Here is a 14,929-nt window from a genome sequence, read left to right as displayed (position 1 = left end):
GGGTGATCCTAGGCTGCGTCACTCCTCGAGGACGAACCCGTCCTCGTCGAGATCCTTGCCGTCGGGACCCTTTCCCTTCTGCTTGGCCTTCTCGTTACGGCGGGAGGCCGCCACCGGAGAGCTGCCGGAGTTGAGGCGCACCTCGCGCGCCTCCTGTTCGGCCGCGGCCTGCTTCTTCTCGGTCTTCTCGATGCCGGAGGTGTCCCGGGGCGGCAGCTGGAGGCTCTGCTCCGCGGGCATCCCCGCCTGCAGCTCACGGGCCCGTTCCAGCTCAGAGTCGACCTCGGCGCCGAACAGCAGCGCCAGATTGGTCAGCCAGATCCACAACAGCATGACGATCACGCCCGCCAGCGCGCCGTAGGTCTTGGAGTAGTTGCCCGCGCTCGAGACGTAGAGCGCAAAGGCGAGGGAGGCGATGAGCCAGACGCCGATCGCGACCAGGGCACCCACCGAGATCCAGCGGAACTTGGGCTGACGGACATTCGGGGTGAAGTGGTAGAGCACCGCGACCAGCAGCACGACCAGGGCCAGCATCACCGGCCACTTGGCGATGGACCACACCGTCACCAGCGTGTTGCCGACACCCAACGTGTTCCCGATCGCCTCGGCGACCGGACCGCTGACGACCAGCGCCACCAGCATCAACGCTGCCACCAGCACGCAGAAGACGGTGATGGCCAGGTTCACCGGGCGCAGCTTCCACACCGGACGACCCTCGCTGACCTCGTAGACGCGGTTCATCGCGCGACCGAAGGCACCCACATAACCCGACGCCGACCACAGCGCCGACAACAGGCCGATCACCAGCGCGAGCCCGGTACCGCGAGAGTTCACCATCTGGGTCAGCGGACCCTCGATCTGGCTGATCGCATCGGCCGGTGCCAGCTGGCGCACGATGTTCATCAGCTGCTCGATGCCACCCTCCGACTGCCCGAACAGCGCCAGCAACGAGACCAGCGCCATCAGCCCGGGGAACAGGGCCAGCACCGTGTAGTAGGTCAACGCCGCGGCCAGGTCGGTGCACTGGTCGGAGCCGAACTCGCGCCAGGCATTCTTCGCGGTGAACTTCCAGCCCACGGGCTTGAGGTCCGCGGGAGATGCGGGCTTGCGCGCATCGTCCGGGTGGGGCGCCCGGGCGTCTTTCGCCCGCGTCTCGTCGGTGGTGTGCTGTTCGGTCATGGGGGTGCCTCCGCGCACTGGGATTCGCTGGATTTCGGATCGACCATAACGATGCTGCGCAGTCGCTTTGCACTACGCTCGTCCAGGTTCGGCTGATGGCTGAACAAGGGAGGAGCTGTCATGTCCGTCGGTGAGGTGGCCGGTCTGCTCGCGGCGCTGGCCGCGATCGTCTTCGTCGGCCTGTGCGCCGTCCCGCTGCTGAAGCTCGGCGGCGTGCTGGACGAACTGCGCGCCGTCGTCAAGGACCTGGGGATGTCGACCACACCCATCCTGGACGAGCTGAAGGGCACCGTCACGACGACGACCGACGAGATCGCCCGGCTCAGCCAGGTGACCGAGGAACTCACCCGGATGAGCCAGAACGCGTCCGCCATGACCAAGCAGGCCGCCGACGTCTCGACCGTCGTCTCCACCCCGCTGGTCAAGACCGCCGAGGTGGTCGGCAAGGGCGCCAGTGCAGTCTCAACCGTCGCCGGCAATGTGCGTCGCCGCCGTCGCCGCGTCCGGCTCCCGGCCGGGGAGTTGCCGGCCGGTAGGGTGGGGGACCGCACCACCCCCGATTCCGCTGGCACGCCCAGCACGTCCAACAAGCCCATCACGTCCAACAAGCCCAGCACGTCAATCAAGAACAGGGACGACCATGAAAGCCGCTGACATCGCGCAGACCTACCTCGACTACTTCGAGAAGAACGGGCATGCCGTCGTCCCCAGCGCATCGCTGCTCTACAACGACCCGACGCTGCTGTTCGTCAACGCGGGCATGGTGCCCTTCAAGCCCTACTTCACCGGCGAGGAACCCGCCCCGTGGAAGCGCGCGGTGAGCAACCAGAAGTGCGTCCGCACCCTTGACATCGAGGAGGTGGGCAAGACCACCCGCCACGGCACCTTCTTCCAGATGCTCGGCAACTTCTCCTTCGGCGACTACTTCAAGAAGGAGGCGATCGAGTTCGCCTGGGAACTGGTCACCAACGAGCAGCACAACGGCGGTTTCGGCTTCGACCCGTCCAAGGTCTGGGTGACCGTGCTCGGCCCCGGCTTCCACCCCGACTACCCCGAGGGTGACAAGGACGCGATCAGCTACTGGAAGTCGGTAGGCATCCCCGCCGAACGCATCCAGGGACGCTCGCTGAAGGACAACTACTGGAACATGGGCGTGCCCGGCCCCGGCGGCCCCTGCTCGGAGATCTACATCGACCGCGGCGCGCAGTTCGGTGCCGACGGTGGGCCCGAGGCGGACGAGGACCGCTTTCTGGAGATCTGGAACCTGGTCTTCCAGCAGGAGGACCTGTCGGCCGTCCGCGCCAAGGACGACTTCGACATCGCCCGCCAGCTGCCCACGCAGAACATCGACACCGGTGCCGGCCTGGAGCGAATCAGCTACCTGCTCCAGGGCAAGGACAACATGTACGAGATCGACCAGGTCTTCCCGGTGATCGAGCAGGCCGCCGAAATGGCGGGCAAGAAGTACGGCGCCAATGGCGAGGACGACGTCCGCCTGCGCGTCGTGGGCGACCACGTGCGTTCCGGCCTCATGTTGATGAGCGACGGCGTCACGCCCGGCAATGAGGCGCGCGGCTATGTGCTGCGCCGCCTGCTGCGCCGTTCCATCCGTGCGATGCGCCTGCTGGGCGTCACCGACAAGGTGCTGCCGGAGCTGCTGACCACCAGCCGCGACCTGATGCACACCAGCTACCCCGACATCGACGCCCAGTGGGACCGCGTGATCGCCGCCGCCACCGCCGAGGAGGAGTCTTTCCGGCGCACCTTGAACTCGGGCACCCAGCTGTTCGACCTCGCCTCCACCGCAACGAAGGAAGCGGGCCAAAAGACCCTGTCAGGTGACAAGGCCTTCCAGTTGCACGACACCTACGGCTTCCCGATCGACCTGACCCTCGAGATGGCCGCGGAGCAAGGGCTTGACGTCGACGTCGACCAGTTCAAGACGCTGATGGCCGAGCAGCGCAACCGCGCCAAGGCCGACGCGAAGGCGAAGAAGGGCGGCACGGTCTCAACCGAGGCCTACAGCCAGCTGCGCGAACAGGGCGAGACTCCCTTCCTCGGCTACACCGACCTGGCGGCTTCCACCACCTTGCGCGGCATCGTGGCGGACGGACGGGTCGCAGACCGCGCGACCGCCGGCCAGACCGTCGAACTGGTGTTGGGCGAGACCCCCTTCTACGCCGAGTCCGGCGGGCAGGATTCCGACGCGGGCAGCCTGTTCATCGACGGCGTCAGCCTCGACGTCGTGGACGTGCAGCGTCCGGTGCCCGGCCTGATCGTCCACAAGGTCATCGTCCCCGAGGGCGCCGAGTTCGGCGTCGGGTCTGCGGTGGACGCGACCGTGGACCCCTTCCACCGCCTCGGCTCTTGCCAGGCGCACTCCGCAACCCACGTCGTGCACGCCGCCCTGCGTGAGCTCGTCGGCCCGACGGCCACCCAGGCCGGCTCGTACAACAAGCCCGGTTACCTGCGCTTCGACTACTCCTCCCAGCACGGCCTGTCGGATGCGCTGAAGGCCGAGCTCGAGGAGCGTTGCAACATCGCGATCCGCGACGACCTGGCGGTCACGGCACAGTCGATGAAGCTCGACGATGCCAAGGCGATGGGCGCGATGGCGATGTTCGGGGAGAAGTACCCCGCCATCGTCCGGATGGTCGAGATGGGGGGGCCATGGAGCCGTGAGCTGTGTGGTGGAACCCACGTGGCGCACTCCTCCCAGATCGGCATGCTGACCCTGGTCGGTGAGCAGTCGATCGGTTCGGGCGCTCGCCGCGTCGAGGCGCTGGTCTCCACCGACGCCTTCAAGCACATGGCCGCCGAGCGCGCGCTGGTGGCGCAGCTGACCGATGTGCTGAAGACCCAGCCCGACCAGCTCACCGAACGCGTCGAGCGGATGGTCGCGCAGCTGAAGGATGCCGAGAAGCAGATCGCCGAGCTCAAGGCCCAGCAGCTTCTGGCCGGCATCGGCGACATCCTGGCCGGTGCGCACGACGTCAATGGCTACACCGTCATCACCCATCAGGTTCCCGGGGTGGGCGGCAACGAGCTGCGCAACCTGGCCACCGAGCTACGGGGACGCCTCGGTGACGTCGCGTCGGTCGTGGCGCTGGTCGGTGGGACGGACGACAAGCCCGCCATCATCGTCGCCACCAGCCCCGCCGCCCGAGACAAGGGCGCCAAGGCCGGTGTGCTGATCGGCGCCGCAGCCCCCTTGCTGGGTGGTCGTGGCGGTGGCAAGGACGACCTGGCGCAGGGCGGTGGCACGAATCGTGCCGGTGCCGTGGACGCATTGAAGGCCGTCGAGCAGGCCCTGGCCGGCTGACCCCCCGAGAAACCGACCTCTTGCTGACGACAACTGGCGCGCTCGTCGCGCTCGACTGGGGCAAGGCCCGGATCGGCGTCGCCGCGTGCGATGCCGGCCGGGTCCTCGCCTACCCGGTCGACACGATCCAGAACCTGCCCAAGGACCCGGCGCAGACCCTGCGACGGGTGCAGCAGGTGGTGGCCCAGTACGAACCGGTGGAGGTGCTGCTCGGGCTGCCGATCGACCTGCGCGGTGCAGAAGGCGTAGCCGCGCTGGCGATGCGCGAGGTGGCCGAGCAGCTGGCCGCCGCGCTCGCACCGCTGCCCGTCACGCTCGTCGACGAACGCCTCACCAGCGCGACCGCCCACCAGCGGCTCGCGGAAGCAGGAAAGAACTCCCGCCAACGGCGGGGCATGATTGACCAGATGGCGGCAGTTGCCATATTGGAACAAGCACTGGCCCAAGGTTCTAAGGGGACGCGGAGTTGAGCCTGTTCACCGACAACAACGGCAACACCAACTGGAAGAAGATCGGCTACCACGGGCGGAGCGCCTTCGCGGTGCTGCTGAGCCTCGCGGTCCTGTTCGCCGGGGCGTGGTTCGCCTACTCCAAGGCCAGCGACGCCTACACCTCGTGGAAGACCGCGGACGACTACCCCGGCCCCGGCGGCACCCCGGTGATGATCCAGATCGTCGAGGAGAGCACCGGCGCCGACATCGCCAACACCCTGCTCGACAACGACATCATCAAGTCGCGCAAGGCCTTCAACAAGGCCTACGAGAGCAACGAGCAGTCGAAGTCGATCCAGGCGGGCTACTACAAGCTGGCCACGCAAATCCCCGCGGCCGATGCGATCGCCTTCCTGCTGGATGGGCAACACGTCGTCCGCAACCAGCTCACCGTGCCGGAGGGCATGTGGCTGGATGACTCACTGGCGCTGATCAGCAAGAAGACCAAGATCCCGGTGGCGAGCTTCAAGAAGCTGCTTGATGACCCGAAGGTCGTCGGCTACCCGTCCTATGTCAAGGACCCCGAGGGCTTCCTGTACCCCGAGACCTACGAGATCGGCCAGAAGCCGACCGCGACCAGCATCCTCAAGCTGATGTCGACCCAGTACAAGGCCGTGGCGAAGACCAACGACCTGGTCGCCAAGGCGGAGAAGCTGGGACGCAGCCCGGAAGAGATCATCACCGTCGCCTCGATCATCGAGGGCGAGGTGAACAAGCCGGAGTATTTGCCGATGGTCGCCAGCGCGATCTACAACCGTCTGGATGACGGCGACAAGCTCGAACTCGACTCGACGGCGCACTACGGCCTGAAGATCCCCAACGACGAGCCCCTGCCGGCGAACTTCACCACGAAGGACTTCGCGTACAACACCTACCTGTACCAGGGGCTGCCCCCGGGCCCCATCGGGTCTCCGGGCGAGGCGGCGATCAAGGCGGCACTGAACCCCGCCGACACCGACTACAAGTTCTGGGTGGCGGTGAATCTGGAGACGGGCGAGACGAAGTTCGCCAAGACCTTCCAGCAGCACCAGAAGAATGTCGCGGCCTTCGAGGCCTGGTGCAAGAAGGCCACCGACAAGTCCGGCTGCCCGACCGGCTGATGCCTGACTCGCAAGACTCCGCATTCCAGTGCGGGGTGATCGGCCATCCGGCCGGTCACTCCCTCTCGCCGGCCCTGCACCGGGCCGCGTACCGCGAGCTCGGGCTGAACTGGACCTACGACGCCCACGACCTCGCCCCCGAGGAACTGGACCATTTCGTCGGCCATCTCGACGGGTCGTGGCGCGGGCTCAGCGTCACGATGCCGCACAAGGAGGCGATCCGGGGCTGGGGGGAGGCCAACGAGCTGGTCGAGCTGACCGGCGTGGCCAACACCTTGGTGTTGAACAACCCAGAGCTGGGGCGACCCGTCGTGCGCAACACCGACGTGGGTGGCTTCCTGACGGCCTTCGCCGCCGCGGGCATCGAATCCGCCGATTCCGCGACCGTCGTTGGGGCCGGCGCCACGGCCCGGTCGGCCGTGGTGGCGCTGCGGGAGATGGGCGTCGAGCGGGTGCTCGTCCTGGCCAGGAGCCCGCAGCGCGCATCGGGGCTCAAGGATCTCGCCTCCAACCGCCTGGGCATGGTCTGCGGGGTCCGTCCGCTCGAGTCGGGTCAGGTGCTGCCAGCTGACCTGCTCGTCTCCACCGTCCCCTCCAAGGGTGTGACGGAACTGGCCGAGCCGCTGGCCACCAGCGCGCAGGCCGTCTTCGACGTGAGCTACCACCCCTGGCCGACCGCTTTGGCGCGGGTTGCTGCCGAGGGTGGCCGTCCGGTCATCACCGGGCTGGACCTGCTGGCGGGTCAGGCCGTCGAACAGGTGCGCCTGATGACCGGGGGAGAGGTGGACTTCGAGCTGCTGCGTTCTGCGGGTCAAGAAGAACTTCGGCGGCGCGGCGACCTCTGAGAGACTGTCCGGCATGTTGCGCTACATGACCGCCGGTGAGTCCCATGGGCAGGCGCTGGTCGCCACGATCGAGGGCATCCCCGCCCACGTCCGCGTCTCCAGCGACGAGATTCGCCATGCGCTGGCCCGGCGTCGTCTGGGCGCTGGCCGCGGCGCGCGGATGAAGTTCGAGGCGGACGAGGTGACGATGGTCGCCGGCTTCCGCCACGGCCAGACCCTGGGCAGCCCGGTCGCGATCATGGTGGGCAACACCGAATGGCCCAAGTGGGAGCAGGTGATGAGCCCCGACGAGGTCGATCCGGAGGTGCTCTCCCAGCTGGCGCGCAACGAGAAGCTGACCCGTCCGCGCCCGGGTCACGCGGACCTGGCCGGCATGCAGAAGTACGACTGGGACGAGGCGCGACCGCTGCTGGAGCGTGCATCGGCGCGCGAGACCGCCGCTCGGGTGGCGATTGGCCAGGTGGCGAAGAACTTCCTGCGGCAGGCGGCTGGCATCACGGTTCTGAGCCATGTCGTCGAGCTCGGCCCGGTCAAGGCCGCGCAGACCTTCCCGACGGTGGACGACCTGGAGCGCATCGACGCCGACCCCCTGCGCTGCAACGATCCCGAGGCTGCCGTGCTGATGCAGGCGGAGGTGGAGGCCTGCCACAAGGAGGGCGACACCCTCGGCGGGATCGTCGAGGTGCTGGCCTGGGGCCTGCCACCGGGCCTGGGCTCGCATTCACAGGGCGACCGCCGTCTGGACGCGCGCCTGGCCGGCGCGTTGATGGGCATCCAGGCCATCAAGGGCGTGGAGCTCGGCGACGGCTTCGACCTGGCTCGCGTCCGCGGTTCGCAGGCCCACGACGAGATCGTCCCTGGCGCCGACGGCATCGAGCGACTCACCCACCATGCTGGCGGCACCGAGGCCGGCATGAGCACGGGCGAGGTGCTGCGCGTGCGGGCCGCGATGAAGCCGATCGCAACTGTTCCGAAGGCGCTGCGCACGATCGACGTCACCACCGGCGAGGCGGCGCGCGCGCACCACCAGCGCTCCGACGTCTGCGCCGTCCCGGCAGCCGGCGTCGTCGCAGAGGCGATGGTCGCGTTGGTGCTGGCGGAGGCCCTGCTGGAGAAGTTCGGCGGCGACTCGGTGGGCGAGACCACACGCAATATCGACGCCTACCTGGCGCGGGTCGACGAACAGGGGTTGCGCATCCATGGCTGAGCCCTTGCCCCCCGACCAGACGATTGTGCTCGTGGGCGCCCCGGGCGCCGGGAAGTCGACCGTCGGGGTCGTGCTCGCCCGCCGCACCGGGTGCGAGTTCACCGACGTCGACGCCGCGATCGAGCAGGTCGCCGGCAAGCCAATCTCGGCCATCTTCCTGGAGGACGGCGAACCGGCGTTTCGCGAGTTGGAGCGTCGGGTGACCCTGGGCGCCCTGCAGCGCCCCGGCGTCGTGTCGCTGGGCGGCGGCGCAGTGATGAGCCCGGAGATCCGGGACGCGCTGGGTCGACACACCGTGGTGTGGCTGGACGTCAGCGCCGCGCAGGCCACCCGTCGGGTGGGCTTGGGGGACAGCCGTCCGCTGCTCGCCGGTCAGGGCATCCATTCGACGATGGTGAGGCTGCTCAACGAGCGCCTGCCCGTGTACGAGCAGGTCTCGACCCATCGCGTGGACACCAACGGGCGCCGCCCCAACCAGGTGGCCCGTGACGTGATGGAAATGCTGGGTTTCCCGGCCGCCACGGGCTCGGAGCAGCCCGATATCCTCGGCGAGCCTGTCGAGGGGCCGCCCCAGACCTTCCCCGAGCCTGGCGAGCAGTCCCGATGACGACGATCGAGGTTCACGCGGACAACCCCTACCAGGTGCACGTCGAAGCCGGCGCGCTCACCCAACTCCCAGCGCTGGTGGGGGATGCGGCTCGGGTCGCGCTCGTCCACCCGCACGCCCTGGCCGACCGGGCGAGCGAACTGGCCCGCCAGTTGGAGGCCCCCGGGCGCACCATCACGCCCATCGAACTGCCCGATGGTGAGCGGGCCAAGACCGCCGAGCAACTCGTTGCCGGCTGGAGCACGCTGGCCGATGCAGGGTTCACCCGTTCCGACGTCGTCGTCGGCTTTGGCGGGGGAGCGACCACCGACATGGCCGGTTTCCTCGCCGCCTCCTGGCTGCGCGGCGTCGGCTATGTCTGCGTCCCGACGACCGTCCTGGCGATGGTCGACGCGGCCGTGGGCGGCAAGACCGGCATCAACATACCGGCCGGAAAGAACCTCGTGGGCGCCTTCCATGAGCCGCGCGGCGTGCTCTGCGACCTGGCCGTGCTCGACGGACTGCCCGCGCCCGAGGTGGTCAGCGGTCTGGCCGAGGTGATCAAGTGCGGCTTCATCGCCGACACCGTCATCCTCGACCTGGTCGAGGCCGACCCGATCGACGCGCTGGACGTGCGTGGTGACCGCCTCGCCGAACTCGTCACCCGAGGGATCGCCGTCAAGGCCGAGACCGTCAGCGCCGACCTGCGGGAGTCGACGTCCGTGGGTGGCAGGGTGGGACGCGAGAAGCTGAACTATGGCCACACCCTGGGCCACGCGATCGAGAAGCAGGAGAACTTCACCTGGCGTCACGGCGAGGCGATCAGCGTCGGCATGGTCTTCGCCGCCGAACTCTCGGCCCGCGCGCTGGGGCTCGACCAGACGAGCGTCCAGCGACATCGAGACGTGCTCACCTCAGTCGGACTCCCGATCACCTATTCCGGGGCCGACTTCGACACCCTGCGCGCAACCATGTCGCTCGACAAGAAGGCTCGGGGCGCGAAGCTCCGTTTCGTCGGTCTCCCCGAGGTCGGTCGAGTGTCCATCATCGACGGCCCGGACGAGGAAGCCCTGCGGGAGTGCTGGGCTGGCGTGGCCCGGTAGTTGCCTGGGCTCCTGCCATGAGCCTTTCGCCCAGCCTCCAACCTTCGCCGCTCTGATCGTCCCCGCAGCGGTGACCTTTTCATGGGCGTGTTGATCGCCATGAGCGCGCACGTGACACCGCAGGGCCCTGGTGACCTGCGCTGCATACCAGGTCCAGCCCGCGAGTCGATCAGTCGACGAGTTCGAGACCCAGTGCCTGCGCCATCGAACGGGCCAGGTCGAGCACCCGGTCGGAGCGCACCTGCGCGCCCCGCAGACCCTCAAGCCCACGCACGTCCACGATCGAACCGCCGTCGAGCAGGACGCGCTCGGAGCGGGCCTTGTCGAAGACCGCCTCGTCCAGCGTGCAGTTGGCGAAGGTGACGTCGTTGAGCATGGCATTGCTGAAGTCGGCGCCACGCAGGTCACAGCCGACGAAGCTGACGCGCTTGAGGTTGGCAAACCGAAAGTTCGCCAGGTCGAGGCGGCACTCGGTGAAAGTGACGTCCTGCGCGGTGCAACCGGGCAGGCCCAGACCGGTCAGGCGGCAGGCAGTGAACGAGGTGCGGTGCAGGCCCGACTCGTCGAAGACCGCGTTGGCGCCGTCGGCGTGGCTGATCGACACGTCCACCCAGTTGGTGCGTCGCCAGTGGCTGCCTGCCAGGCTGCCGCCCTCGGCCAGCAGTTGCGACAACTCGATGAACTCGCTGCGCAGACCGCTCAGTTCAAGGCGAGCGCAGGACAAGTCGCTGACCAGTTCGTCGTCCCCGAACCGCTGCGCGTCCACGAGTTCCACGCGCTGCAGGTCAACCTGCAGCGGCGAGAGTTTCGGGGCGGTGGCAGGCTTCGGGGACGTCGACATGCCGGGCAGCCTACGCATCCGCGGAGGTCCCGGCGGGGGGCGTCCACGCTGGTGCTTGGGTTAGACTGACCTGCCGACTCGCGGCAGACGTCTTGAAAGGGTGTTTCGTGGCCTCCACCAACGATCTGAAGAATGGCATGGTGCTCGACCTGGACGGTCAGCTCTGGCAGGTGATCTGGTTCCAGCACCACAAGCCGGGCAAGGGCAACACGGTCGTCCGTTCGAAGCTGAAGCACGTCCTGACCGGCAAGGTCGTCGACAAGACCTTCAACTCCGACACCAAGGTCGACACCGCCACGGTGGACCGCCGCGACATGCAGTACCTGTACCACGACGGTGATGGCTTCGTGTTCATGGACACCGTCTCCTTCGACCAGATGTCGATCCCGGACGCCACCGTCGGCGACGCCAAGGACTACCTGCTGGAGAACCAGATCGCCACCGTGGCGATCCACGAGGGCACCCCCCTCTACATTGACATGCCCGCCTCCGTCGAGCTCGAGGTCACCTACACCGAGCCCGGCCTGCAGGGCGACCGCTCCACCGGCGGCACCAAGCCCGCCACGCTGGAGACCGGCAAGCAGGTGCAGGTGCCCCTGTTCATCACCACCGGCGAGAAGATCAAGGTCGACACCCGCGACGGTTCCTACCTCTCGCGCGTCAGCAACTGATGTCGTCGCACGATCCCGAGCTGGTGGGGGAGCCCGTTCCCGGGCGGCCCGACCTGCTCAAGATCACCCCGGAGCCGATCCCGGTCGTCCCGAACCCTCACCACACGACCCGCACCAAGGCCCGCATGCGGGCGATGGACCTGCTGTTCGAGTCGGAACTGCGCGGACGTGACGTGCTGGAGACCCTGGACGAGCGCATCGCGGCGAATGAGCCGCCCGTGCGCCTGTACACCCGTGACATCGTCCGCGGTGTCGAGGCCTTCCGGGACGAGATCGACGAGCGGATCAGCGAGGCAGCCTCCGAGGAGTGGCCCTTGGAGCGGATGCCCCGGGTCGACCGAAACCTGGCTCGGATCGCGGTCTACGAGCTGGACCACACCGAAACGCCGTCCCAGGTCATCATCGCCGAGTGCGTCCAGCTGGCCGAGGAGTTCAGCACGGACGACTCCGCACCCTTCCTGAATGGCCTGCTCGCGAAGGTGGCCCGCACCCGGGCGTCCGAGTGACGGCGTCGTGACCTGGCACGCGTGACCGCGACGGTCGGGCTTCCGATGAGCCTGCACCGGTGATGGGCGTCCTCCACCACGACGGGCTGGCCGATTTCGCCGCCCTCGGCCACGTGCCGGTGGTGCTGTTGCTGGTCAGGGCTCCACGCACACCTTGACGCCGAGCTTGTTCTCGACCGCCTCGATCGCCTGGTCGACGTCGTCCAGTGCGAAGGTGTGGGTGACGATCTTGTCGGCGTCGATGGCGCCGCTCGCCAGCACCTGCACCGCGCGATGCACGTCCGAACGGCGCGCATTCGAGCCGCCGGTCACCACCAGTTCCTTGTAGTGGATCAGGTTCGGGTCCATCACGGCCGTCGACCCCTTCGGGAAGCCCGCGAAGTAGTTCACCCGTCCACCCGTCCCGGCGAGTTCCAGAGCCTGGTTGGCCAGGTCCAGCGCACCGATGGCGACGATGACGACGTCCGCGCCGCGTCCGTTCGTGACCTCACCGACAACGGCCGCGACGTCCTCCGACGTCGGGTCAACGGCATGAGTTGCGCCGAGTTCCAGGGCCAGGGCCCGACGCTGCGCGGAGCGGTTGGTGACGATCACGTTCGACGCGCCCTGCAGCCGCGCCAACTGGGTGTGCAACAGCCCGATCGGTCCCGCGCCCAGCACCACCACGGTCTCCCCGGGCTGGGTGTTGAACTGCGATGCACCGTTCAGCACGCAGCTCAGCGGCTCGGCCAGGCACAGCGTCCGGGCTGGCATCTCCGGGGTCAGGACGACGTTTCCGCTGGCGACGGCGCGCGCGGGCACCAGCAGGTACTCCGCCAGCCCACCGTCGATTCCGTAGCCGAACAACTCGAGGTTCTCGCAGAAGTGCTCACGCCCGGCCAGACAATTCGCGCAGTGGTTGCAGCTGACGACGATGGACACGGTGGCCTGCGCCCCGACCGGGTAGCCGTCCACGTTCTCCCCGACCGACTCCACGCGTCCGGCGATCTCATGGCCCAGCACAACGCCGGGACGAACCCCCGCGGTCTTGGCGCCGCTGATCAGCCGCAGATCGGTGCCGCACAGGGTGGTCGCCTCGACGCGCAGGAGTACTTCATCGGGGCCGGGGGTGGGAGTGGGAACCTCGGTGAGACCGAAGTTGCCGGGGGCGTGGAGGACGGCTGCTCGCATGTCCACAAACCTAGCCAAGGTGCAGGCCCGGCCATAGCGTGGGGCCTGATCCGCCCGCGGAACCCCTCACCTGTCGAAGGAGACAGCCATGACGCGTCTTGTGAACAATCCCGATGACTTTCCCGCGGAGGCCGTGGCCGGCTTCGCGGACGCCTACAGCGAGTATGTGAAGCCCGTCTTCGGCGGCGTCGTCCGCTCCACCAAGACGCGTCAGGGCAAGGTAGCGCTGGTGGTCGGAGGTGGCTCCGGCCATTACCCGGCCTTCGCCGGTTGGGTCGGCCAGGGCTTCGCCGACGGTGCGGTCTGCGGAAACATCTTCTCCTCACCGTCGGGCGCTCAGGCCTACTCGGTCTGCAAGGCCGCCGACCGCGGCGCTGGCGTGCTGATCGGCTTCGGCAACTATGCCGGGGACGTGCTGCACTTCGGCCAGGCCGTCGAGCGGCTGTCCGGTGAGGGGATCGATGCCCGCACCTTGCTGGTCACCGACGACATCGCCTCGGCCAAGCCGCAGGAACATCTCAAGCGCCGCGGCATCGCCGGCGACCTGCCCACCTTCAAGATCACCGGCGCCGCCTGCGAGGCGGGGCTGGACATCGACGAGGTGGTGCGGGTTTTCAACAAGGCCAACGAAGCCACCCGCAGCTATGGCGTCGCCTTCGCCGGCTGCACCCTGCCCGGCCAGAACCACCCGCTGTTCACCGTTCCGAGCGGGCAGATGGGCATCGGCCTGGGCATCCACGGCGAGCCCGGCGTCGACGAAGCGCCGCTGGGCACCGCCGACGAGGTCGCCAAGCTGCTCGTCGACGGCCTGCTCGCCGACCACCCTGCTGATGACGGCCAGCGCGTCGTCGCGCTTCTCAACGGCCTGGGCGCGAGCAAGTACGAGGAGATGTTCGTCGTCTGGCATTCGGTGCAGAAGTACCTGCGGGAGGCCGGACTGGTGATCGCCCAGGGTGAGGTGGGGGAGTTCGTCACCAGCCTCGACATGGCCGGCATCAGCCTGACGCTGGTCTTCCTGGACGAGGAACTGGAGAAGTTCTGGTTCGCGCCCTGCGACACCCCCGCCTACCGTCGTGGCTCGATCGGGGACGTCGAGCGCGACGAGACCGAGTTGCAGCAAGAGGCGATCAAGGCGTCCGTCGAGCGTCCCGGTAGCGAGAACTCCCAGGCGCTGGCTGGCCGTGTCGCGCAGGTGCTGGAGCAGGTTGCGGCCACGCTCAAGCAGAACGAGGAGAAGCTGGGTGACCTGGACGCGGTGGCCGGCGACGGAGACCATGGCATCGGCATGGCCCGCGGCTCGGCAGCTGCCGTGGCCGCAGCCAGGGATTTGACCGGTCAGCGGGCGGGTGTCCAGACGACGTTGAGTGGGGCCGGGGCCGCCTGGTCCGATGCGGCCGGTGGCACCTCGGGCGCGCTGTGGGGCGCCGTTCTCACAGCGCTGGGCAATGCGCTCGGCGACGACGACGATCCGCAGACCACGACGCTGGCTGGCGCAGCCCGCGCCACGCTGGCATCGGTGCAGCGCCTGGGTGGAGCGCAGGTGGGGGACAAGACGATGGTCGACGCGCTGCAGCCTGCGGTCGACGCCTTCGTCGCCGCCATCGAGAGTGGCAAGCCCGCTGCCCAGGCTTTCGCCGAGTCGGTGCCCGCGGCGCAGACGGGTGCTGAGTCCACCGCCGACATGGTCGCGAAGCTCGGCCGCGCCCGTCCGCTGGGCCAGAAGTCGGTCGGCACTCCCGACCCCGGGGCCACCAGCCTGGCGCTGGTGCTCGAGACGGTCGCCAAGGCCGTCGCCTGACCCTTGGCGAGTCAACGTCCGCCAAAATCGCCCGCTCAGGGCGATCCGGTCCCGCCACGGGACCGGATCGCCGTGAGCTGCGCGTTCTGGCGGAATGTCACCGACCCCAG

14 protein-coding genes are annotated in these 14,929 nt (G+C 68.3%); 11 read left to right on the top strand and 3 right to left on the bottom strand.

The features are described 5' to 3' along the window. Window positions 1-18 precede the first annotated feature (18 nt). Window positions 19-1,179 (bottom strand): YihY/virulence factor BrkB family protein, encoded by a 1,161-nt coding sequence (locus tag ABD089_RS09590; RefSeq protein ID WP_343886137.1) that lies wholly within the window; start codon window positions 1,177-1,179, stop codon window positions 19-21. A 120-nt stretch (window positions 1,180-1,299) separates the two neighbouring features. Here ABD089_RS09590 and ABD089_RS09585 point away from each other — a divergent pair, with 120 nt between their 5' ends. The 8 genes from ABD089_RS09585 to aroB are packed head-to-tail and all read left to right on the top strand — an operon-like array spanning window position 1,300 to window position 9,833. Beyond that, window positions 1,300-1,833 (top strand): DUF948 domain-containing protein, encoded by a 534-nt coding sequence (locus tag ABD089_RS09585; protein WP_343886135.1) that lies wholly within the window; start codon window positions 1,300-1,302, stop codon window positions 1,831-1,833. Beyond that, window positions 1,820-4,501, top strand: coding sequence for an alanine--tRNA ligase (gene alaS, locus ABD089_RS09580; RefSeq protein WP_343886134.1), 2,682 nt, complete (start codon window positions 1,820-1,822; stop codon window positions 4,499-4,501). Before ABD089_RS09585 ends, alaS begins: the two co-directional genes overlap by 14 nt. 20 nt (window positions 4,502-4,521) lie before the next feature. Then, a complete protein-coding gene (gene ruvX / locus ABD089_RS09575; RefSeq protein WP_343886133.1) occupies window positions 4,522-4,971 on the top strand; it encodes a Holliday junction resolvase RuvX in 450 nt (149 codons plus the stop codon). Continuing rightward, window positions 4,968-6,092 (top strand): endolytic transglycosylase MltG, encoded by a 1,125-nt coding sequence (gene mltG / locus ABD089_RS09570; protein WP_343886132.1) that lies wholly within the window; start codon window positions 4,968-4,970, stop codon window positions 6,090-6,092. The genes ruvX and mltG overlap by 4 nt, the downstream gene beginning before the upstream one ends. Beyond that, window positions 6,092-6,937: a shikimate dehydrogenase gene (locus ABD089_RS09565; RefSeq protein WP_343886131.1), complete on the top strand. Its 846-nt coding sequence runs from the start codon at window positions 6,092-6,094 to the stop codon at window positions 6,935-6,937. The genes mltG and ABD089_RS09565 overlap by 1 nt, the downstream gene beginning before the upstream one ends. Window positions 6,938-6,950: 13 nt before the next feature. After that, window positions 6,951-8,144, top strand: a complete 1,194-nt coding sequence (gene aroC / locus ABD089_RS09560; RefSeq protein WP_343886129.1) for a chorismate synthase — start codon at window positions 6,951-6,953, stop codon at window positions 8,142-8,144. Continuing rightward, on the top strand, window positions 8,137-8,751 hold the full coding sequence (locus ABD089_RS09555) for a shikimate kinase (protein WP_386769650.1): 615 nt from the start codon (window positions 8,137-8,139) through the stop codon (window positions 8,749-8,751). Before aroC ends, ABD089_RS09555 begins: the two co-directional genes overlap by 8 nt. Next, window positions 8,748-9,833 carry a 3-dehydroquinate synthase gene (gene aroB / locus ABD089_RS09550; RefSeq protein WP_343886128.1) on the top strand — a complete coding sequence of 362 codons (1,086 nt, stop codon included), beginning with the start codon at window positions 8,748-8,750 and terminating at the stop codon, window positions 9,831-9,833. Before ABD089_RS09555 ends, aroB begins: the two co-directional genes overlap by 4 nt. A gap of 169 nt (window positions 9,834-10,002) precedes the next feature. On the opposite strand, the gene ABD089_RS09545 is transcribed toward aroB, so the two are convergent. Continuing rightward, window positions 10,003-10,674: a pentapeptide repeat-containing protein gene (locus tag ABD089_RS09545; protein ID WP_343886127.1), complete on the bottom strand. Its 672-nt coding sequence runs from the start codon at window positions 10,672-10,674 to the stop codon at window positions 10,003-10,005. Between the two features lie 107 nt (window positions 10,675-10,781). Between ABD089_RS09545 and efp the strand changes: the two genes are divergently transcribed. Together efp and nusB are read left to right on the top strand one after the other, a co-directional pair. Then, window positions 10,782-11,345, top strand: a complete 564-nt coding sequence (gene efp / locus ABD089_RS09540; protein WP_343886126.1) for an elongation factor P — start codon at window positions 10,782-10,784, stop codon at window positions 11,343-11,345. Next, complete coding sequence (nusB, locus tag ABD089_RS09535; protein WP_343886125.1) at window positions 11,345-11,851, top strand: transcription antitermination factor NusB; 507 nt, start codon at window positions 11,345-11,347, stop codon at window positions 11,849-11,851. Before efp ends, nusB begins: the two co-directional genes overlap by 1 nt. Window positions 11,852-11,986: 135 nt before the next feature. Here the strand turns inward: nusB and ABD089_RS09530 are convergent, their stop codons facing one another. Beyond that, the gene (locus ABD089_RS09530; RefSeq protein WP_343886124.1) at window positions 11,987-13,021 is read right to left on the bottom strand and encodes an alcohol dehydrogenase catalytic domain-containing protein; all 1,035 of its coding nucleotides are present in this window, start codon (window positions 13,019-13,021) and stop codon (window positions 11,987-11,989) included. A gap of 88 nt (window positions 13,022-13,109) precedes the next feature. Between ABD089_RS09530 and dhaL the strand changes: the two genes are divergently transcribed. Further along, window positions 13,110-14,819, top strand: coding sequence for a dihydroxyacetone kinase subunit DhaL (gene dhaL / locus ABD089_RS09525; RefSeq protein ID WP_343886122.1), 1,710 nt, complete (start codon window positions 13,110-13,112; stop codon window positions 14,817-14,819). Window positions 14,820-14,929: the final 110 nt, after the last annotated feature.

Origin of the sequence: Luteococcus sanguinis, assembly GCF_039527675.1 — a bacterium.
GTDB classification, from domain to species: domain Bacteria; phylum Actinomycetota; class Actinomycetes; order Propionibacteriales; family Propionibacteriaceae; genus Luteococcus; species Luteococcus sanguinis.
Note: the sequence above shows the minus strand (reverse complement) of the source record. Positions and strands in the feature narration are given on the sequence as shown.

What these genes read in the sequence shown, in the direction of transcription:
- ABD089_RS09590 (WP_343886137.1), bottom strand. Translation starts at nt 1,179, where the DNA reads ATGACCGAACAGCACACCACCGACGAGACGCGGGCGAAAGACGCCCGG.
- ABD089_RS09585 (WP_343886135.1), top strand. Translation starts at nt 1,300, where the DNA reads ATGTCCGTCGGTGAGGTGGCCGGTCTGCTCGCGGCGCTGGCCGCGATC.
- alaS (WP_343886134.1), top strand. Translation starts at nt 1,820, where the DNA reads ATGAAAGCCGCTGACATCGCGCAGACCTACCTCGACTACTTCGAGAAG.
- ABD089_RS09565 (WP_343886131.1), top strand. Translation starts at nt 6,092, where the DNA reads ATGCCTGACTCGCAAGACTCCGCATTCCAGTGCGGGGTGATCGGCCAT.
- aroC (WP_343886129.1), top strand. Translation starts at nt 6,951, where the DNA reads ATGTTGCGCTACATGACCGCCGGTGAGTCCCATGGGCAGGCGCTGGTC.
- ABD089_RS09555 (WP_386769650.1), top strand. Translation starts at nt 8,137, where the DNA reads ATGGCTGAGCCCTTGCCCCCCGACCAGACGATTGTGCTCGTGGGCGCC.
- aroB (WP_343886128.1), top strand. Translation starts at nt 8,748, where the DNA reads ATGACGACGATCGAGGTTCACGCGGACAACCCCTACCAGGTGCACGTC.
- ABD089_RS09545 (WP_343886127.1), bottom strand. Translation starts at nt 10,674, where the DNA reads ATGTCGACGTCCCCGAAGCCTGCCACCGCCCCGAAACTCTCGCCGCTG.
- nusB (WP_343886125.1), top strand. Translation starts at nt 11,345, where the DNA reads ATGTCGTCGCACGATCCCGAGCTGGTGGGGGAGCCCGTTCCCGGGCGG.
- ABD089_RS09530 (WP_343886124.1), bottom strand. Translation starts at nt 13,021, where the DNA reads ATGCGAGCAGCCGTCCTCCACGCCCCCGGCAACTTCGGTCTCACCGAG.
- dhaL (WP_343886122.1), top strand. Translation starts at nt 13,110, where the DNA reads ATGACGCGTCTTGTGAACAATCCCGATGACTTTCCCGCGGAGGCCGTG.